Below are 21270 nucleotides of genomic sequence, written 5' to 3' on the forward strand. Positions count from 1 at the left end.
TTTAATTAAAACTGCCTACCTGAAAATATTTGCTTATTTTTTACTGCTTTCTTCTATAAATGCTCTAATCTTTTTAAATGTTTCATTTGATATTACATGTTCAACACTACACGCTTCTTCATTTGCTTGTTTAGGTTCAACGCCTAATTCTAAAAATAGATTATAAAAATAAATATGTTTATTATATAATTCTTTACCTATTTTTTCTCCTTTTTCCGTTAGCTTTATTGACATAGATTCCCTGTACACATACCCCTCATCTATTAAATTATTTATAGCCACACTAACTGATGGTTTGCTTAACTTCGTATAGTTAACAATATCTTTATTATAAACATTCTCTTTTTCTCTCAATAAAACATAAATTACTTCAATATAGTGTTCCTTAGAAAAAACTTTTCTGTGAAGCTTACCTCCCAAAATCATACCCCTTTTCTTTTTTATATTTTAATGTATACCCCATTAAGATAATTATAAAATATATTCTCTAACATTACAAATATATTAAAACCACTTAACACTTGTTCAGCAAGCACAGTAAGTGCATATGCACTTACTAAAAATGGAATAAGAATACTACGATTATATCGCTTATTTTTTTCCATTTTACTTGTTGGGGAATATCCCCAAACCCCTAAATTTATAATAATTAAATTCAGCAACAAACGCTTATAATATCTTCACCGTAAACTTGAATATTATCTCAAAAAATGATAAAATATAAGCAATAAAAAATTAAATCAGGAGATTTCCAGACGAAATATATAGAATAAATTAAACCTGTAAGTCAAGTAATCCTACTTGAATTTACAGGTTTTTCTTTTTATTTCGATTAATAAATTTATTAGGAAGACGAACTTCAAGGAGGTTTACTACGAGCTCTATCTATATAATTATTATCTCATAAGAAAGAGGGATTGAGAACAAAATGTAGTATTTATTACTACAACTATAATATACGAGGAGGTTAAATTATGACAAGTAGATTTAGAAATAACGGAATCTATTTAATGTTATCTGATGAGGAGTTAGAATTGCTAAATGAAAAACATAAAGCATCTAAGTGCAAAACTCTTAGGCAATTTATTATGAAATGTATTTTAGAAAAAGATATTTATGTATTAGATATGGATGTCTTTCGTGAAATGTCAACAAATATAAGTCGTACTTCAAATAATATAAATCAGATTGCTAAAAGAGTAAATACTACATCAATTATATATAAAGATGATATAGAAGATTTAAAAAGCTTATTAGAAAATCAAGCGAAAGATATTTTCTTTATGCGTAAAAAAATATACTCTCTTACTAATTCTAATAGCATAAATACTGAGAAAGAATAATGGCAGTTACTAAAATTCATCCTATAAAATCCACTTTAAAAGTAGCACTTGATTATATTATGAATAGTGATAAAACAGATGAAAAAATTCTAATTTCCTCCCTAAACTGTAACCCTATAACTGCTCATTTAGAATTTGAACAAACAAAAATAGAATGTAATTCTAAAGCAAAAGTTTTAGCAAGACATTTAATTCAATCTTTTTTTCCTGGAGAAACTACTGCTGAAGAGGCTCATCAAATAGGCATAGAACTATGCGATAAAATCTTAAAAGGAAAATATGAATATGTTCTTACTACCCATATAGATAAGGGTCATATTCACAACCATATACTATTTAATAATGTTTCTTTTGAAACTGGTAAAGCATATCAAAGTAACAAAAAAACTTACCACCAAATTAGAAATCATAGTGATGATTTATGTAGAAAATATAAGCTCTCTGTTATAGATGAAGATTATGTAAAATTTAAAGAAAAGTATAAAACCAATGGTAAATCCTACAAAGAATATATTGAATTTAATAAAGGAAAATCTTGGAAACATAAACTTCAAATTTCTATTGATCATGCTATTAATAAAGCAAATAGCTATGAGAATTTCTTAAAGCTTATGGAAGAATATGGCTATGAAATTAAACTTGGAAAATATCTTTCTTTCAGACATAAAAAACAAGGAGAAAAGGGGCGATTCATTCGTGCGAAGGAAACTACTCTTGGAAAAGATTATACAAAAGAGAAAATAAAAGAAAGAATTGAAAATAAGGTAAATGAAAATTACAAAAATAGTGAAGTATATTATGCTAAGAAATCTTATAAGAAATTTGATAATATAATAGACATAGAAAGCAATGAAAAGGTTAAATCTTCTAAAGGTTATGAAATATGGGCTAGAAAACATAATATGAATACTATGGCGAAGACCTTAAATCAGCTTAGAAAATACGGTCTATCATCTAGTATGGATTTGGAAACTAAACTCCAAGAAGAGGCTGTTAATAGGCAAGAAATCTTAAATAAGATTAAAGATGTTGAAAAAGTTATGAGTGAAATTTACACAGTTATTGAAGACATTAACACTATAAAAATAAATAAGGTTATTTATAAAACCTATAAAGAAAACACAAATGATAAAGATTTTTATAGTGAATATAAGCCTCAAATTATCGCATATGAAAAAGCAATAAATACTTTAGAAAAGTGTCAATATAAAAATCTAAGTATAAAAGAGTTGTCAAAATTATATGATGAATACAAAAATAAAAAAGATATTCTTATGGATGACTACGCCAACGAGAATATATTGATAAATGAATTGACCCAATTAAGAAAGAATACTGATAAGTATATTTATAATGAATTGTATAAGTAAGGATCTGGTGTATCAGCTTCTCCAGTAGTTTGAAAAGTTTAGTTTAGGGGAGACTGTGTAAAATTTTGTGTATCAGCCCTCCTGATAGGATGTGGCTGATATTTTTTCAATATAACCCATCATTTTACCTTAAAGACAACCAATAAAAAAAATACAGGAGGCAGACTAAAACCTGCCCCCTATAATCTTTTACCTTTCTATGCTATTATCCTTTTTCTTCTTTTCATCCACTTTCATATCCCCTTTAGCCTTAAATTCCTTTAATTTCCCTAGTGTTGATGCTTTTGCTTTAGTATGCTCTTTAGCTTTTAATAACTTTGCAGAGTATACTTTTAGACTTGTGTATTCCTTATTATCCTTTCCCATACTTTTCTTTTCTTTGCCAAATAGGTGTACAAAATCTCCTTTTTTCAAATTTTTTACTTGATTGATTTTATCATTATAGGCGTAGCAGCTGATGAATTTTGCATCTCCTCCCTTGTCATTTTCAGCAATAGAAAAGGAGGCTACTTTAAAGTCCCTCCCATCTTTTGATTTTAAATCTTTAATTTCTATATCAGTTGCTATATTTCCATCTATATTTAATGTATCCTTCTCTTTATTATCTATATCTTTCATCTCTTTATCTCCTTGTTCTTGATTAACTTCTAAGTTTTCTTTTAACTCTTCTTCGTCTATATATTCAATAAACTTCTCATCAATAAGCCCCATAACTGAATCGTTCATATAATTATCATAGGCATTATTAAGAACATTTTCATTTTCTACTCCTGTTTCAAGAGATATAATACCTTTTACAAATTCTTTATGATTATATTCTGCTAAAAAATCTATTGTATTTTTCATGCTTTCAAAATTTGTATTTTCCATATTTGCTATTGTTTTTATATCACTTGCATATCTAACAGAATCCCATTCATACTTTCCACTTTCTTTATTAAATTCTACTCCTGTGGCTAAAATAAATTGATTTCCATCAAATAAGGTCGCTTGATTATCTTTCACATCCAGTACCATAGTGTCTCCAAATTCAGTTTCAATTACATTTCCCTTTTTTATATTCATTGCTATTCCTCCTTTTATTTTTTTATCCATCTCATCTGTGAAATCTTTTATTTCTTCTTCCTTCTCATCACTAATAATAAATTGTTTGATTTCTTCAACTGTTGGATCATCAATTGTAGTCTGAATAAATTCAACTAATTTATCTTCTGAAGTGGCAAAATTTTTAATTCCATATTCAACTATATTGTTAATTATTCTCTGAGTAGCACCATCAAAAGAAAAATTTTCTCGAATAAATTCATTAAAGCTATATCTATCAAATTCCATATTCTTTTTCCTCTAATAATCTCATTTAAAGCTTTATCTGCCACATGGTTCACTATTATTTATTTCTTTTATATTATTATTTACTGCTAAATTCCCCTTATATTCCTTTAATTTATCCATAATAGATGTTTTTTCTTTCCTTTCAAAATCTCCTATTTCCTGCACTTTACTATCTCTAAAGTCAGCATCATTTCTATCTATTATTCCATCTAAATCCATATCTTTAGATAATGGATCATAGAAGTTTCCATCATCATCTATTTCAAGTCCCATTACTTCTCTCAGTTTTTCTTCATTTACTGATACAAGCTCACTAAAATTCCAAAAGCCAATAGATGTCTTTATCTGTACTAGCTCTTTTAAATCACTTGCATCTAAGGGATCATAGGTGTATTGAAAGCTGTCAATTAGGTTCTTATCTACATAGGTGTTCATCTTGTAATTTATTAAATCTAAACTTACTTGTATTTCATGTTTTTCATCTGGTGTAGTTGTATAAGCTATTCCTATATCTGTTAAGTCAGGAAATATAGTATCAAAGTCCTCTAACCTGTTTTCTTCATCATATTCTCTGTTAAGGAAGTCTATCAATTCTTCCTTTACTTCCTCTAGTAATGGGTTGTCTTGGCTTATATCTTCAGTTTTTCCCATATCTAGTAAATTATTTACTTCTGCAAGTCTTAGTGTCTTATCCTTTAAAAGTTCAGCTTGTGGAAATGTCTTTTGTATTTCAATTTTGGTTGTTTGAAATTGCTCTTCTGTATCTTTTAGTTTTGAAATTGTATTTTCTAATCTTTCTGGTAATTTATCTAATACATTATCCATTCTTGTTATATTACCTATTCCATCTGTTCCAAACTCTCCTCTATATTCTCCCTTACCTTTTAATATAAAGTTATATTTATTGAAAAAAGAATCATATTTTATGGATAAATCAAAATTTCTATATTCACCTATTTTTTCTCCATCTTTATCCATTTCCCTATATATTTTAACTCCCTTAATTTTGTTCAACAAAAACTCTCCAGCTATTTTCTTATCTATATACTTCTTTCCGTCAATAATTAGAGAGGTAAATTTATTATCTTCTTTTAAATTTTTATCTACTTCCCTATAAGGCTCAACATTTTTAATATCTTCCTTTAAGTTCTCTATCCTTTCTTTTAATCTTTCTATTTCCTTTGGATAAAATTTAACTACTTTATCTTCCAGCTTATAAAGATTTGATTTAAAATTGGACTCTAGCATTTTAAGTTTAGAAACTTCAACATCAAGATCCATCTTCTCCTTTATTAATGGATTTCCTGTTGCAAGAGCTTTTATTTCGGCATAGTTTAATGTGGCTTCGTCTACATCTTCTGCAACTCTTACAGGAGTCTTTGACGTCATAATTTGGGAAATATATTTTTGTTTATTCTCTAAGGTTTGGAATAGGTAGGCATCAAAAGTATTTTCTGTTACATATCTAAATATATGGACTTCCTTATTCTCATTTCCCTGCCTCACAATCCTGCCTGCCCTTTGAGAAAGATCAGCAGGTCTCCATGGTATATCAAGATCGTGGATTGCAATTAGTTTGTCTTGGGCATTAGTACCTGCTCCCATTTTCTGTGTTGAACCAAGTAAGACTCTTATTTCTCCCTTTCTTACCTTATCAAAGATAGCGTCTTTTTCCATATTGTTTTTTGCCTTATGAATAAATTCTATTTCATTTTCAGGTACTCCCATATCTATAAGTTTTGTTTTAATATCATCATAGATATTAAAATCACTGCTTGGTGTAGACATATCACAAAATATTAATTGAGCAGATTTTTTATCTTTATATTTATCCCAAATGCTAAACACATTTTTTATACAGGTATTCACCTTACTATTAGGATCATCAGGAAGTAAAGGATTGATTAATCTTTGATCTAATGCCATCTTCTTCCCATCATTTGTTATTAATAGCATATTATCAACACTTGAATCTACCTGCTTATCACGAACCTTATCTGCTCTCTCGGAAAAAGTTTCAAGAATTTCTTTTTGTTCTTCGGTAGGCTTTGTTTTTATAGTTTCATAATGGGCAATTGGTGTAGGAAGATTTAAAACATCAGCTGTTTTAATATCCATAAATCCTTTTACAGTATTCATAAGTTCAGGAAGATTATAAAATTTTGCAAATCTGGTTTTGCTCCTATAACCATTACCCTCAGGATTTAATTCTATTGCCGTTATTGTTTCTCCAAAGGTAGACGCCCAAGAATCGAAATGTTGTAATTTCATCTTTTTTAATTCATCATACTGTAAATATCTCTGCATGGTATAAAGTTCAGCCATACTGTTGCTTACAGGTGTACCTGTGGCAAATACTAATCCTTTATTATTAGTTATTTCATCCATATAGCGGCATTTCATAAGCATATCTGATGATTTTTGTGAATCTGTAGAAGTAATTCCTGCTACATTCCTCATTTTAGAAAATAGATAGAGGTTTTTGTATGCGTGGGCTTCATCTACAAATAACTTATCTACTCCCAGTTCCTCAAAGGTTACAACGTCATCTTTCTTATAATCAGCATTTAATTTTTCTAACTTTGTCTCTAATTTTTTCTTTGTTTTTTCTAATTGCTTTACAGTAAATCTTTGATCCCTTTCTCTTTTATATTCATCTATATAGTCAATGATTTCATCAATTTGACCTTGCAATTCATATTCTTGTCTTTCTTTTGATATAGGAATTTTTTCAAATTGACTGTGCCCTATAATAACAGCATCAAAACTTCCTGTAGCAATACGACTACAAAATCTTTTTCGTCTATCTGGTGTGAAGTCTTTTTCTGTAGCACATAATACATTAGCTCCTGGATAAAGTTCATTAAATTCTCTTCCAAATTGCTCTACAATGTGGTTAGGAACAACAAACATTGACTTATTACTCATACCAAGTCTTTTTGACTCCATGGCTATACCTATCATTTCAAAGGTTTTTCCTGCTCCTACTTCATGGGCAAGTAAAGTATTTCCACCAAACAAACCTCTTGCTATGGCATCTTTTTGATGCGCTCTTAGTTCTATTTCAGGATTCATTCCTTCAAAAGTAAGATTAGATCCATCATATTCTCTTTGTCTTATGGAATTGAATCTCTCGTTATAATCTTCTACTAATCTATTTCTTCTTTCCACATCATCAAATATCCAGCTTTTAAATTCTTCTTTTATCATCTCTTGCTTACTTCTTGCAAGCATTGTTTCTTTTTGATTAAGCACAGATTTTTTCTTTCCATCACCGTCTTCTACTTGGTCAAATACCTTAGTGTCTCTTAAATTTAAAGTATCTTCTATCAATTTATAGGCATTTACCCTATTTGTACCATAGGTAAAAGAAGCAAGGTCATTGTCCCTATCAGAGCTTTTTCCTTCAACTCTATATTCTCCTGTAAAGTCAGAATACTTAATATCTATATTCCACCTTGATGAAACTGGTGTTTTCAACAAGTTAAACATAAATTTTTTGTAATCTTGTTCCGGTATCCATGTTGCATCCATTCTAACTGTAATCTCACTTGCATCTAGTGCTTTAGGCATTACTTCCACTAGCTTTGCTTTTTGAAAATGTAACTCTTCTAATTCTTTTTTTAAGAGTTTACTATCCTCTAGATTTTCTTCCTTTCCTAACTCTTTTTCGATGTTTTTAATATAAGAGTCTACAACTTCAATTTTATCTCTTATATTTCCTGACAAGTATTCATCAGCACTTACGTACGGTCTTGAAAAATCTCCTAAATCTTTAGCAGACTTAAATGGTTTTATATCATTAGGTTCAAAGGAATCTAAATTTAAAAATATTTCTCCTTTTAATTCTTCTATTAATTTATCTCTTGATTTCCCTGTTAACTCTTCCATGTAATCAAAATTAATTTTACCTTTTTGACTAATAGAAAGTACAAGAGCATCTATTGGCTTATCTACATGGTCTATAACAATAGCTTTCTTTATGGTTCTCTTAATAAAAATATCTGATTTACCTATAAAGTTGCCTTCTTTGTCTAATTTTTCCAAAGTTGAAATCAAAGAAAAATTAGCATCTTCTCTAAATAACTTTTTATTGGTTTTTGAATTTAGTCTTCCATGTTTGCTATTGAAATCATCGTAGAATTTATTTAGATTTTCTTGTTCTTTTTTTATCTCTTCATCTGAATAGTCTTCTCTTTGATAGGTTATAACTTTCCTTAGACTTTCATTTAATCTTAAATATTCTTTTACCTTATCTTTATCCTTTTCGTTTAAGGATATTTTTTGCATAATTGAATTTTCTCTAAAATATATTTCATCATCAACTAAAGCAAAAGAATAGTTTTTAACTCTATCATCAGCCGGTATTGTTTCTTCTCCTAAATCATCATTTATTTGAGCTTCTTCATACCTACCTTGAATATTTTTAATGGCTTTTTTTAGTCCTTCTTCTAAAGAAATATCTTTATTTTCAATACATGCAAGGCTTGTCCCAAATCTTGACGGTATTTCTTCCATAGTCCCTATTACCATCTGAGGATTATCTACAAAGTATTTATTATATATTAGTCCTTTTGCATCTTTGTCTAGCTTTATCCAGTCTTCATCTATCTTTAATAGCCTATCTCTCTTTTTTAAAAAGATTATATCTGAAGTTACTTCTGTTCCAGCTACCCCTTTAAATGTAGTATTTGGTAGTCTTATTGCTCCTAAGAACTCTGCTCTTTCCGATATATATCTTCTAACATCTTCACTTTTTTTATCCATTGTTCCTGAAGATGTTATAAAGGCAATGATGCCGCCATCTCTAACCTTATCTAAAGTTTTAGCAAAAAAATAATCGTGAATTAGAAAGTTATTTCTTTCATACTCACGATCTGCTACTTTAAATTCTCCAAAAGGAATATTTCCTATAGCCACATCAAATAGGTTATTAGAAAAATTGGTTTCTTCAAATCCTTTTATTTGTATATTGGCATTAGGGTAAAGTTCTTTAGCAATTTGTCCACTAATCCTATCTAATTCAACTCCATAAAAGTTTGACTCTTTCATTTCTTCAGGTAGATTTCCTATAAATCTACCTGTCCCAGCACTTGGTTCTAATATATTTCCTTTTTCAAAGCCAAGATTAGAAAGACTTTCATAGATAGCGTCTATAACTACTTTCGGCGTATAAAAAGCTGTTAGGGTTGATTCTCTTGCCCTATTATATTCTTCCCCAGTTAGATTTTCTTTTAAAAAGTTTCTTGCATCAAGCCATTGACCTTCCTTTTCTTCATCAAATACATCAGAAAGTCCTCCCCAGCCGATATACTTTGCCAAAATTTCCTGTTCATCTTTTCTTGCACTTCTATTTTCTTTTTCTAAAGCCTTTAAGACATTTATAGCTTCAATGTTGTTTTTTAATCTCTGTGAAGGTGGTAGGTTTTCTTCTTCATTAATAATTTTATAGTTTTCTAAAGAAACTTCAGAAATCCCTTCTATATTTTCTCTATCATTCCTTATTAAATTATTATTTTCTTTCCATTCCTTATATTCTTCTAACTTCTTATCAATAGTTTCTTTTCTATGAGTGGTTAATTTTAATGAATTACCATCTCCGTCAATTTTGTCGATTCCTTTGAGGTATGAAAAAGGTAGAGTAAATTCCCTATAATTTTTTGGATTAGACGAACTATATACTAAAAATTCTTCCTTTTCATTATCAACTTTTACTATAAATTGATCAGCAACAAGAGAAGATTTATTATTTATTACATCAAGGCTTTTATGTAAAAGCCCTGAATTGTCTTTTTTAACTTTTTCTTCGTTATTATTGTAAATATCTTCAAATCTAATTTGTTCTACTAATTCCTCTTTATCGATAGATTGTTTTTTACTTAATTTATCTTTTTCACTAGATTTATATTCTTCTAAATCTTCCTTTCTTACAAAAATATTAGAAACAGGTCTTTCTCTACTATATATTACTTCAGTAATAACACTCTTATCTATTGTACTTAAAGCTAATCTACCCATTCCAGCTTCATTAAATTCATTTTCTTTAATTAAATATTCCTTATTTCTAAATTGAACTGGTAATCCTAAAAGACTATAATCTTCTATTTCTAACGGAATTAATTCCTCTTTTTTTATAACTTCCAAATCAAGATCTTTGTAGTCATTAAAAAGAATTATTTCACTTCCGGTAATAAAACCATTCATTAGTCCTGTGCTATCTTCTAGTTCTATAGTTTTAGGACTTGTAGCATCGTTAATGGCGGTTATAGTGTATTCTTTTCCTTTGTATCTAACATTCATACCTTCTTTAAATGGATTTTCTTCTTGCCTTGTTCTATCATTTTCAATTTGCTGATTTAAATATCCATTTAAAAGCACTTCTCTATGTTTATCATCAAGTAAATAAGGTAAGTTACTTAATATGTCCTTATAACTTTTATATTTTATAGCTTGATTAGAATTTAAAATATACCCATTGTATCGTAAATTTTGTTTAAGAGATTTTCCCTTAACATCTAAGATTAGCTCTACCTTATACCCTTCTTTTCCATCTATAATATTTTCTGGTTTTTTTAATAATCCATCTTCTATTTTCTTTGACAGTAGTAAGTATTCTTCATCTTGAGGATCAAAATAGTATTCTCTTTTTTCTTTGATATCCTTATCTATTAACATGGAAAGAACTTGTTTCTTATCTCTTATTTCTTCAATTTTGGATTTTTCTTCTTGCGATAAATTTATATTAAAAGTGATTTTATTTTCTTCATTTATATGTGCTAAATTTTGATATGCTCCATTGATTTCAAGATTTTTATTAAAAACATATATATCATTATAATAATCTGGAAATTGCTGATTAAAGCTTTGAACATCTATATCATAGCCTTCCTCAAATTTTGTAACTTTATCATCAGTAATTTCAAATAAACCTTCCCTTTCCAATTCTAATACATCATTTAAATTTGTAAGATTTGCTTCTTTCATTTTGGCAGTAATTTCATCAAACAAACTGTCTATTTTTTTGCTATCTTCAAAAGATTTCCCTTTATATAAAGTATAGATCTTTCCTTGTGAGTTTTCCTTTCTTGGATAAACTCTAATTCCTGTTTCTTCTAATTCTATATCCTTTGTTTTATATTTATCTACTAAAGCATAATAAAATCCTACTTTTACTGCTATTTTATCTTCTACAATCTCTTTTGTTAATTTTTCTTCTACTTCATTTCTTAATACTTCTAAAGCTTTTAAATCGCTTTCTTTAAAGGAATGTGAGAATAGTTTTAAGTCCTTATCAAAATAGGCATCATATGAATAATATATTATTTGATTATGGTTATTATCATATCCACTGGAAATATCTTTTATTTTTAAATATTTATTATCCTCTGTTCTAACTATATCTCCCACTTTTATAGAGAGTATCTCCTTATCATCTTCTATATTGTTTTCATGTGAATTATTTAAATATTCTCTATATCTATTTTCTATTCTAATAGCTAATTCTTTAACCTTATCTATTGCCTTCATATCATCCGGAAGATTTCCCTGTTTATCGGCAACTTCTCTCATGATTTTTACATATTCTCTTTGGAATACAGAGTTAAAACTTGCTAAGGTATTATTTCCTAAGTTTTCTCTTGCCTTTATAATTTCATTTTCTAAAACTTTATCCTTAACTAATACATCAAAAATTCTATCTTCAATTTGATTTATTGAAATTATTTTTTCATCTATCTTATTTCCTTCTATAGTTTGATTAAGTTCTATCTGACTTTTTCCTATTTGTTCATAAAGAAATTCAAAGTCTCTTTGGTTGATCTCATTTCCATCACCTATGTCTATCTTATAGTGATCAACTATTTTCCCATCTACTATATGGTTAAAATAGAATTTGGAATACCCCTCCCACTTATCAGTCATCTGCCCATATTCATCTTCTCCTAAGGTCTTATTATGAAGTCTTATCTTTTCATCTATTTCCCTTATTTCATCTAATAGTTCTTTAGTCAGCCTTTGTCCTGCATAATCTTTTTCTATTAGACTTGAACCCTCATTAAACTCAATTATCCAATAATCATCTTTTCTATGGCTATCTAAATCAAAACCTATATTCTCTTTATTTTTATTAGGATAAAATTCCTTAAATTCTTCAAAACCATTTACTATATCATCATCTATAACTTCTTTGTTAGAATTAACTACAATATTTGGAATATCATCATATCGACTTTGACTTTCTAAAAGGTAATATTCTCTTCCTTCTATTTCTTCCTTTTCTTTAATATAAAAAGTGTCATGTATTCCCTCAAGAATAATTCCATCGTCTAACTGGTCTAATGGTATATCTAATTGTTTTTCAAAGGCTATGGAATATATTTCTTCTTTTAAAAAGTTTGGCATAAATTCATCATAAATGATAAGTTTTCCATCATCACCTATACTTGCTACAGACTGTCCTTGATAATAATATATAGAACTATTATTTGTTCTTTCTATATATACATCATTATCAGTTGGAGGCAAATCATCTTGATAATTTATATACTCCTGGCTTTCTTTTTCTGTTTTATTTATTTCCTGATCTGTTTTTTTCTTCCTATTTTCTTCAAAACTTTCTTCATCTATATATCTATTCTTTTTAATAAGGTCATTAATTCTTCTTGCAACATTAGACCAAGATAGTAGTATTTCTTTTGCATTACCTTTATTATATTTTATTCCCTTCGCATCGTGCCACTCACCACTTTCTCTTGCAGCAGATAGTGCATGAGAACTTCCACCTACGCCATATTCATTTTTCAAGAAATCTGCTTGTTCTTTTAAATCATGCTTTTCAGTAAAAAATTCATATATTCTTTTCTTTCCATCAGAAAACCCGCTTCCTCTTTTTAGGCTTTCATCTATTTCATCTTGTGTTATAAAACTCTGAATAGGTGCAATATCCTTTAAATTTGACCTATATAATTTTCTTTCTATTTCTAAATCATTGATATCATTATAGATTTTAGATAATTTATAATGATGAAATCTTAAAATATCAGGATTAATCTTATATTCTTCTAAAAATACCTCGTATTCTTTTCTGAGTTTATTTATAAAATTTTTATCTTCAAGTTTTTTCCCGAGATTTTCTTTTTCATCTGGGAAGCCTCTTCCTTTTATATCATTAAGAATCGCTAAATATCTATCCTTAGTTTCATCAGTAAGATCTCTCTTTAAATACAATAATTTTTCTGCTATTTTTTCTCTTTCATATGTCGCACTTTCTACAATCTCAACATTGCTAGCAAATTCTCCTCTATCTAATAAATTATTAATATTATTAGCTAAATCTTTCCAAGAAACTATTTGCCCTTCTCTATACCTTGCCTCATCTCCATCTTTAAAAATTGCTCCTTCCTTTCCAAACCATGCAGATATCTTTCTTCCTTCAATTTCAAGACCATTGGCTCCCCTATATATTTCTTTCAAAAAGTTTGCCTGTTCTTCTAAAGATTTACCCTTAGAAAATTCTGCTATTACTGCTAATCTTCCATCTTCATGATTTCCTCCATGTATTAAAAATGTATCTATTTCTCTTTGACTTATTGGATTTGAGAAGGATATTTGCTCTCCATGATTTTTAGCAGAAAAAAAGGAAGTAGACTCTACTTCCTCATTTTTTAGATTAGGATTATCTCCCTTTCCCCTATTTCTTGTAGGGTCATATCCATGTTCTTCTTCAATCTCAGATATTTCAGATAGTCCTCTTCTTTCAGTTCTTCTGTCAGACCCCAAGTTTCCATCATTTTGACTTCTTCCCTCGTGATAAAGTCCTCTATCTCTTTTTCCTTTGATAGAAGATGATCCATCAATGTCCCTTGCAAATACATTATCTGATAATCCTCTTCTTTGTTCTCCTTGAGAAAGTTCAATCTCATCCTTCCCCATCTGTTGAGTTTCTTTAAATCTATTTCCTTGGGAATTGCCATATTGGGTATTAGGACTTCCATGCCTTCCTCCAATTCTTCCATCTTGTATGTCCCTCCCTGTCTCTCGAAGGAATTCTCCTTGACGATTGGTGTGTAAATCCCCTCCTCCATGAGGTATTCCTTGCCTGCCAATGTTAATTTCTCTTTCATCTTCCAAGCCTCCTTTAAAATTTATTTCACCGTTTATATCAGAACTTAATTTATTATAACGCTCCTTAAGCTCTTTTGTCTGCTCCAAATCTTTTCTTTCTTGAATTTTCTCTAAAATTTCTAATCTTTTTATTTCACTTCCCAAATCAAGTAAGATATTTTTACTTATATTAGCACTTATACTTAATACTTTGTCTATGTCCGAACTTGATATTTTAGACAGTAAAGATAAGTTTTCTTCTTTTAGCTGATATGAGACCTCCATTCTCTCGCTTATAGAAATTTTTACGGATTCTTTTAACAAATTAAAAAGGTCTACCTTTTGAATGCTTTTTAAACTTTCATCAGATAGACTTTCTAAAATTTTATTGAATTTTCCTCTAACATTACTTTCTACTAAGGCAGCAATTTTATCTTCTTGGCTTAATAGAAGCTTACTATCTTTTTCTTTAAACTTATCTATCATTTCATCTAGTAAGTTTAAATGCTTTTTGCTATCATATTTCCATAACTTTACCTCAGAAATATTATGATTAATACTTACTGTTTGCCTTATGTCGAAGATATATTTTATCCTTCCACTATCTATATCTAAAAGTGGTATTCCTTTTTCGCCTCTTTTAACGCTTCTACCTATACTTTTCCAATAATCAAATTCTGCACAGGCTGTTGCTTTTGGATCCATATTGTATATAGATATTTGATGTATATATGGATACTTATAGTTATTGCCTGATACCTTTAAATATTCCTCATATTTTTTTATATCTTTCTTAAATTCTTCTTTTGCAAGATAGATTGTTCTACTTAAATCTACTATATCATATCTTGGCATTTTATCCCTCCTCATTATAGTGATAAAAATGAACTAAATTTTTATATATTTATTTATTAAACTTTATTTCTTTCTATTTTTTAAATTTCTGTAAGCAAAAGATAACTTTAAAATGTCATTTACTCTATCTTTTTATTACAATAAAAAAAGTGATTAGATTTTTTACTTTTTTAATCACTTTAACTGCCTTTATCCTATTACTTCCAACACAACATTGCTTTTTCTAACTTTGAAAAATTGCAATTTGCTCTTCTTATAATTCCTGTTTTCTTTTGATTTTGGTATATCTTTTCTACCTTTATCAAGATCTTTGTTTTTATTTTTAAACAAAAAGCATATTCTTTTTGAAATAAGTCTTTATATCTGATATCTTCAAGTTCGTTAAAATCAATTCTTTCATAACACTCAGTCGGTACAGGAATCATTTTCTTAATATCCAATATAGATAATATGTGCATTTTTTCTTTATCAGAATAATATTTGTAAATATCTCCATCTATAGTAATACTATTATCGATCACTTCATAAATTAAAAAATGCTCATCAGAAACATTCTTCCATTTTTTGTGTTTTTCCTTTGCAGAAGAAATTGGAATAAAATAATTATAATTATCTATACCAAAAATAATTCCAACAAATGGTTTTATACTGTTTCTATACGATGGGTTGTAATAAACTTCTGAATCTACTTTATTTAGATATTCAAGGTAATCGGAGTTTACAGTATAAAATCCATATTTTATAACTTCTACCATTGTTTTCTCCTAAAAAAACAGAGAGGTTTTATCCTCTCTGTTTGCTTTAATGTTTCACCTTTGGGATATAGGTAGTGAGACACCTTCTTTAATGCTCCACCTTTAACGGTAGCGGGACACCATCTTTATCTGATAAGAGTATAACGTATATTTATAGTAATGTCAAATAAGTAAATTTCCTAATTGCTACTCTTTTATCATTTACATTATACCCTTTTTCTTTCAAAATTCACTCCTTTCTGCATTCCTATAATTTTATTCAATTTTTTATAATCAATTTACTTATAGTATTTACCTACGGTATTTTTTATTTCTTCTTCAATTTCCTTTAAAAAATTCTCTTTATCTTCCTTACCCTTTGCTATATCACTTAATCTCATTTCCCATTTTGCTGTTGTCTTTGGAGATTTAAACTCATCTATAACTATAGTCACTAGGTTTAATCCCTTTCTAGTTGATATTAGGTTTTTCTTTTCTCTTTTTATATAACCTTTGTATATCAAATTTTCTATTATTCCCGCTCTTGTAGCAGGAGTACCAAGTCCTTTTCTTTCAACTTCGACATCCTTAACTAATTCATCATTTCCAGCTATTTCCATAGCTTTTAAGAGTGTGTCTTCAGTGAAGTGTTTAGGTGGTTTTGTATATTTCTCTTTTATATCTTTATTTTCAATATATAAAAAATCTCCTATTTTTACATCGGGAAGTTGTATATCTTCTTTCTTCTTTGATTTATATTCTTCTAAATATTTTGTAAACCCTTCTTCTGCAATTATTTTATAAGTGTTTATAAATTCAAACCCGTCAAATTCAGTCACTATCTTTGTTGTATTTTCTACAAGTGGATATCCAAAACTTGCATAGAGTTTATTTGTTATAAGTCTATATACTTTGGCTTCACTTTCCGGAAGATTTGAAATATCCTTATTTAATGAACTTATCGTTGGAATTATTGCATGATGATCTGTTACTTTTTCAGAATTAAAAACTACCTTAATTCTTTCTGTGTCAAAATCATTTTTCCCTATAATATTATTTACAGTGCTTTCTATCATGTCTACTGTCAAATATCTTGAATCTGTTCGTGGATAGGTAATATACTTCTTTTCATACAGGCTTTGGGCATAATCTAGGGTTTGTTTTGCACTGTATCCAAAATACTTATTACATTCTCTTTGAAGTGTTGTTAGATCAAAGGGCAGATTAGGATTTGTAATCTTTTCTTTTTTAATTACATCGGTTATTTCAATTTTTTCTCCGATTAAATTTTTAAGCTGCTCTGCCACTATCTTGTCATCAATTCTATCTGTCGACAGTGTAAATCCATTCATAGAAATCTCCACTGTATAATATTTTTCTTTTTTAAAACTATTTATCTCATCATCTCTATTCACAATCATTGATAAAGTTGGTGTTTGTACTCTGCCTACACTATAATTTTCATTATATAGACAGGAGTAAAGTCTACTTATGTTCATTCCAACAAGCCAATCAGCTATGGCACGAGCCTTAGCTGAATCAAAAAGATTATCATAATTACTTCCATCTTTTAAGTTGCTAAATCCTTCTTTTATGGAAGAGTCTTCCATTGAGGAAATCCAAAGACGTTTCATTTTCTTCTTACAATTTGCCATCATATATACAAGTCTAAAGATAGCTTCTCCTTCTCTACCAGCATCACAAGCATTAATAATGGTGTCAACTTCATTACTATTCATTAGTCTTTTAAGAATATTAAACTGTTTTTTAGTTGTCTTCGTTACCTCATACTTGTATTCTTTTGGGATAATAGGTAAATCTTCAATTCTCCACTTCTTATATCTTTCATCATACACATCAGGATTTGCCATTTGTACTAAATGCCCAACACACCATGAAACAATGTATCCATTCCCCTCATAATATCCATTATTTCTATTTTTTGCTCCTATAACTTTTGCTATTGATGCTGCAACACTTGGTTTTTCTGCGATTACTAATTTCATTTTTCCTCCTTTAATTTTTTAATAAAAAAATGAGAGATTAAATTTTCAATCCCTCATCTTTTTATAGCTCTACTGATTTTTTATTTTTTCTATAATATTTATTCCATTATCTATTACATCTTCAAACTTTATGTCTCTAGCATAAAGATTTTTCTTCGAATAAGAATTCCATCTGTCTAAAAAAGCTTGATCTGTTTTTAACATTCTCATTAAACTAATGATTTTATCTATATCAAATTCCGTTTTTCTATAATCAAAAGTTCTAATACATGCTTCTTTTAATACCTTGGTATCAACCTCTTTATCTTTTAATTTATAAATTATATAAAGATCATAGTAATCCTTACTTCTGCTATTTAAAAACCCCCTAGAGTATATTGTTTGAATTTTTTCTGCCACAATTGTTTCAATAGGATAGGCTTTTATTAAAATATCTTCTTGCCCAAAAGCACTTATATATTTATAATCTATGGGGTGTGGTGTGATAACATCACCTGTTGCAATATCAAGAGGTACAATTTGTTTTATATTCTCCATCCTACAAAGTATACTTACACGAAACCCTCCATACTGGTCATCTTCCTTGATTGTACTTATTCCATGTACTTTATAGGATATATCATCTGAATGACTTGCTTCTAGTAATTCTTGTATTGTTTTTAATACATTTTCTTCTGATAAATGCATATTTCTTAAAAGAAGATCTATATCTACTGTGCTTCTTGAATCTATGCCTACTACATTAGATAAAAGAAAACCTCCTTTAAAAATAAATTTTTCATGATACTTACTCTGTGCTAATTTTTTTAATATGCTTTCCAAAAAATAATATAACATTACTGAATTAAATGGGAGTCCTGATTCTTTACTTATATTATGACAAATGGCGGTTAACTTTGCTTTATTCATATACCACCTCCATAACTTCCTTTACTTTATCTTCTATTCCCATTTTTCTTGCTATTTCATATAGAGAATGTATATCCTTATCCTTATATTTAGAATAAGAACGAATAAGTTTTACATAAACTTCAGTATCCATTTTTTCTTTGTTAGAAATAAAATCACAAAGTATTCTTTCGTAGGAGTAAACATTCACAATGTTTCCAAACATTGTCTTTTTCTGCATAATTCCTAGATTATAAATAGATTTTTTTACATAATTGATATTAAGTGTATCTTGCTTCTCATTAAATTTATATCCATTGTATACTGTAACATCTATTCTCCATGGAATTTTGTCCGTTACCCCAAGTAGAAACAAAGCTGTCTCATATGAGAATATCGCCTTTCCATACTGATATTGGAAAAAATAATACTCATCATAATCACCATCTTCAATAATATATATTCCTTTTTGAACTCTAAACAATTTTCCCTCTTTTGCTAATCTACTTAAATATACTGTAGGTATGTTATTTTCTCTGCAATAAGCAGATGTTATAATGCCACCTGATTTTTTTAGATGTATTTCAATTTGCTTTCTATAATTCATTATATTCATCCCCTTGTTGTGTTTACACTTATATTATATATTTTTATAAGTGTATTTGCAACAAAGATTTGAATTTCTATCCCAATTTGTTTCAAAAATTATCAAGAAATTTCATATCATCAAATTCTTAATTATACAATCAATCATTTCTACTTAGCTTTCCTTTTATATTAAGTTTGGGCTGTCGTTTTGTTCGTCCTTTTTTTATTAAAGTTTCAGAATTCTAATTGTACTTTTCTATCGTATGTTTATAAATTTACACGATAATTAAGTTTATTGTTGTCCTTAATCTACTGCTTAAATCATTGAGAAGATTAAAATTCATCTTCATCTGGAATAATTTCTGTATCTTCCTTATCTTCAAGATCATAATCCTCCCCTTCAGATTCATAATCATCTTCTAATTCATTATAATCTTGCTCCTCTTCAAAACTTTCCTCTTCATTTTTTTTATAGATTTTGAAGTAATATCCTGCACCCATTACACCAACAATAATTAAACCCATAAATAAATAAAGTCCTACCCCTGATTTCTTTTCTTCTTTCTCCTCTTTCTTCGGTTTTTCCTCCACCGGTTCTTCTTTTTTCACTACTTCTTCTTTTGGCTTTACTTCACTTTCTCCTTCAATCATATTTAGTAGATCTTGTTCTCCAACTTCTGTTAGTAATTGTACATTTTCTTGATTTTCCGAATGATCTACAATGAGGTGCATAGTTTTTCCACTCTTTGTTTGAAAGGTTAAAAATTGTCTAACATCTATTGGATTTTCCTTTTTTTCATCTCTTGATGTTTGATCTTCTACTTTCGGTGTAATATCCTGTCCATTTTTATCTACATTTTCTATAACTGTTCCTCTTGCCTTATTTTCTTTTGTAGCTAATGGATTAATTGCTTTAGTATTGCCACCTTTAACAAGTTTAGATGGCTTTTCTTTTTTATCTACTTGCTCATTTTTTATGTTATTTTCTTGTATTTTCGGCACTTCCTGATAAGGAATTTTTTGACTCTCATTAGATGGTTCATATATATCTTCATCAAATAAGCTTTCTAATTCTTTACTTTTTTCTGGCAAATAAATATCATTTGACTGATTTTTTATTTCATTATCATTGCTCTTAGCTATGGATATGCTTGGCATACTTAATAGTAAAAGGAGTAGCACCAAGGCTACCCCTAATCTTTTTTTCTTCATAGTTATCTCCTTTTCTTACTTTATATTCTTAAAGACATAAACTGCCTTTCTGCTATTATCCCATTCTATGCTTTGATCTTTTCCATCTCTTATATCCCCACAGCTTGCATTAAAAGCTTTAGCTATATTGGAAATAGATGCGTGAATTCTTCCTTTTATAATTACAGGTTTAGTGTCAGAATGATAAATGTTTCCTTGACTATCTTTCATAACACCAGTATCTATATTTAATCTTAGAGTTTTTTTAGGTAAGGCTGTATTTTCTTTATTTGAAAAGATAGCCTCTCTCTTACTATCATCATATTCTACATTAAACCCAAGAGTATAGGCTGCATATCTAACAGGTAGCATAATGCGATTATCCTTAATATATGCTTTTACATCCATATACACAGTAGTTTTCTTTCCATCTTTTATAATGTTATAGAAGTTTTTGTCTACTTGGAAAACTGCAAATTCTTTTTCATCTTTAACTTGTTTTTTGCCTTGTTGTTCCTCTTGCTTTTTCATCTTGTTAAGATCAAATTGATTTAGAATATTCTTGTTATCAGCTTTTAAAAGTTCGTCCCACTTTTTGTCTTGAGATTTCTCATCTTCTTTCTTCTCTTTGTTTTCTTTTTGGAGTTTTAGAAGTTCATCTAATTTCTTAGATAAGTCTTGGTTTAGACTTTTGTCTTTTTCATCTTTAGATTGTTTTTCAAGTTCTTCTTTCGATTTTTTATTTGCTTCCTCGATTAACTTCTTTGCTTCTTCAATTTTCTTATCTAATTCTTCTTTTAGCTTTTTAATTTCTTCTTCAGAAGCTTTTTGTTTTTCTTCTAGTCCTTTAATCTTATCTCCT

Annotated in this window: 12 protein-coding genes; 2 read left to right on the top strand and 10 right to left on the bottom strand. The window is 28.6% G+C overall.

Annotation, left to right across the window (positions count from 1 at the left end; all coding sequences use genetic code 11):
• Positions 1 to 33: 33 nt before the first annotated feature.
• Complete coding sequence (locus tag ABDJ34_RS06850) at positions 34 to 426, bottom strand: metal-dependent transcriptional regulator (protein WP_004837832.1); 393 nt, start codon at positions 424 to 426, stop codon at positions 34 to 36.
• A gap of 548 nt (positions 427 to 974) precedes the next feature.
• On the opposite strand from ABDJ34_RS06850, the gene ABDJ34_RS06855 reads away from it, so the two are divergent.
• On the top strand, positions 975 to 1343 hold the full coding sequence (locus tag ABDJ34_RS06855) for a plasmid mobilization protein (protein WP_412701829.1): 369 nt from the start codon (positions 975 to 977) through the stop codon (positions 1341 to 1343).
• Positions 1343 to 2713 (top strand): relaxase/mobilization nuclease domain-containing protein, encoded by a 1371-nt coding sequence (locus tag ABDJ34_RS06860; protein ID WP_412701830.1) that lies wholly within the window; start codon positions 1343 to 1345, stop codon positions 2711 to 2713. The genes ABDJ34_RS06855 and ABDJ34_RS06860 overlap by 1 nt, the downstream gene beginning before the upstream one ends.
• 189 nt (positions 2714 to 2902) lie before the next feature.
• Here the strand turns inward: ABDJ34_RS06860 and ABDJ34_RS06865 are convergent, their stop codons facing one another.
• From ABDJ34_RS06865 to ABDJ34_RS06905, 9 genes are all read right to left on the bottom strand, one after another.
• Positions 2903 to 4045 carry a single-stranded DNA-binding protein gene (locus ABDJ34_RS06865; protein WP_412701831.1) on the bottom strand — a complete coding sequence of 381 codons (1143 nt, stop codon included), beginning with the start codon at positions 4043 to 4045 and terminating at the stop codon, positions 2903 to 2905.
• 33 nt (positions 4046 to 4078) lie between these two features.
• On the bottom strand, positions 4079 to 12445 hold the full coding sequence (locus tag ABDJ34_RS06870) for an SNF2-related protein (protein WP_412701840.1): 8367 nt from the start codon (positions 12443 to 12445) through the stop codon (positions 4079 to 4081).
• Positions 12446 to 13707: 1262 nt separating this feature from the next.
• The gene (locus ABDJ34_RS06875; protein WP_079392108.1) at positions 13708 to 14166 is read right to left on the bottom strand and encodes a TnpV protein; all 459 of its coding nucleotides are present in this window, start codon (positions 14164 to 14166) and stop codon (positions 13708 to 13710) included.
• A gap of 1032 nt (positions 14167 to 15198) precedes the next feature.
• The gene (locus ABDJ34_RS06880; RefSeq protein ID WP_412701832.1) at positions 15199 to 15756 is read right to left on the bottom strand and encodes a type III toxin-antitoxin system ToxN/AbiQ family toxin; all 558 of its coding nucleotides are present in this window, start codon (positions 15754 to 15756) and stop codon (positions 15199 to 15201) included.
• Between the two features lie 278 nt (positions 15757 to 16034).
• Positions 16035 to 17741 carry a DNA topoisomerase 3 gene (locus ABDJ34_RS06885; protein WP_412701833.1) on the bottom strand — a complete coding sequence of 569 codons (1707 nt, stop codon included), beginning with the start codon at positions 17739 to 17741 and terminating at the stop codon, positions 16035 to 16037.
• A 69-nt stretch (positions 17742 to 17810) separates the two neighbouring features.
• The gene (locus ABDJ34_RS06890; RefSeq protein WP_412701834.1) at positions 17811 to 18650 is read right to left on the bottom strand and encodes a nucleotidyl transferase AbiEii/AbiGii toxin family protein; all 840 of its coding nucleotides are present in this window, start codon (positions 18648 to 18650) and stop codon (positions 17811 to 17813) included.
• Complete coding sequence (locus ABDJ34_RS06895; RefSeq protein ID WP_412701835.1) at positions 18643 to 19236, bottom strand: type IV toxin-antitoxin system AbiEi family antitoxin domain-containing protein; 594 nt, start codon at positions 19234 to 19236, stop codon at positions 18643 to 18645. Before ABDJ34_RS06895 ends, ABDJ34_RS06890 begins: the two co-directional genes overlap by 8 nt.
• A gap of 314 nt (positions 19237 to 19550) precedes the next feature.
• Entirely contained in the window at positions 19551 to 20429 is an 879-nt protein-coding gene (locus tag ABDJ34_RS06900; protein ID WP_004838437.1) for a CD1107 family mobile element protein, read from the bottom strand.
• A gap of 15 nt (positions 20430 to 20444) precedes the next feature.
• The coding region (locus tag ABDJ34_RS06905) for a stalk domain-containing protein (protein WP_412701836.1) at positions 20445 to 21270 on the bottom strand (826 nt) is incomplete at its 5' end.

The sequence above is a fragment of the Finegoldia dalianensis genome (genome assembly GCF_046255015.1).
Taxonomy (GTDB): Bacteria; Bacillota; Clostridia; order Tissierellales; family Peptoniphilaceae; genus Finegoldia; species Finegoldia magna.

What these genes read in the sequence shown, in the direction of transcription:
- ABDJ34_RS06850 (WP_004837832.1), bottom strand. Translation starts at nt 426, where the DNA reads ATGATTTTGGGAGGTAAGCTTCACAGAAAAGTTTTTTCTAAGGAACAC.
- ABDJ34_RS06855 (WP_412701829.1), top strand. Translation starts at nt 975, where the DNA reads ATGACAAGTAGATTTAGAAATAACGGAATCTATTTAATGTTATCTGAT.
- ABDJ34_RS06860 (WP_412701830.1), top strand. Translation starts at nt 1,343, where the DNA reads ATGGCAGTTACTAAAATTCATCCTATAAAATCCACTTTAAAAGTAGCA.
- ABDJ34_RS06865 (WP_412701831.1), bottom strand. Translation starts at nt 4,045, where the DNA reads ATGGAATTTGATAGATATAGCTTTAATGAATTTATTCGAGAAAATTTT.
- ABDJ34_RS06870 (WP_412701840.1), bottom strand. Translation starts at nt 12,445, where the DNA reads ATGCCAAACTTTTTAAAAGAAGAAATATATTCCATAGCCTTTGAAAAA.
- ABDJ34_RS06875 (WP_079392108.1), bottom strand. Translation starts at nt 14,166, where the DNA reads ATGAAAGAGAAATTAACATTGGCAGGCAAGGAATACCTCATGGAGGAG.
- ABDJ34_RS06880 (WP_412701832.1), bottom strand. Translation starts at nt 15,756, where the DNA reads ATGGTAGAAGTTATAAAATATGGATTTTATACTGTAAACTCCGATTAC.
- ABDJ34_RS06885 (WP_412701833.1), bottom strand. Translation starts at nt 17,741, where the DNA reads ATGAAATTAGTAATCGCAGAAAAACCAAGTGTTGCAGCATCAATAGCA.
- ABDJ34_RS06890 (WP_412701834.1), bottom strand. Translation starts at nt 18,650, where the DNA reads ATGAATAAAGCAAAGTTAACCGCCATTTGTCATAATATAAGTAAAGAA.
- ABDJ34_RS06895 (WP_412701835.1), bottom strand. Translation starts at nt 19,236, where the DNA reads ATGAATTATAGAAAGCAAATTGAAATACATCTAAAAAAATCAGGTGGC.
- ABDJ34_RS06900 (WP_004838437.1), bottom strand. Translation starts at nt 20,429, where the DNA reads ATGAAGAAAAAAAGATTAGGGGTAGCCTTGGTGCTACTCCTTTTACTA.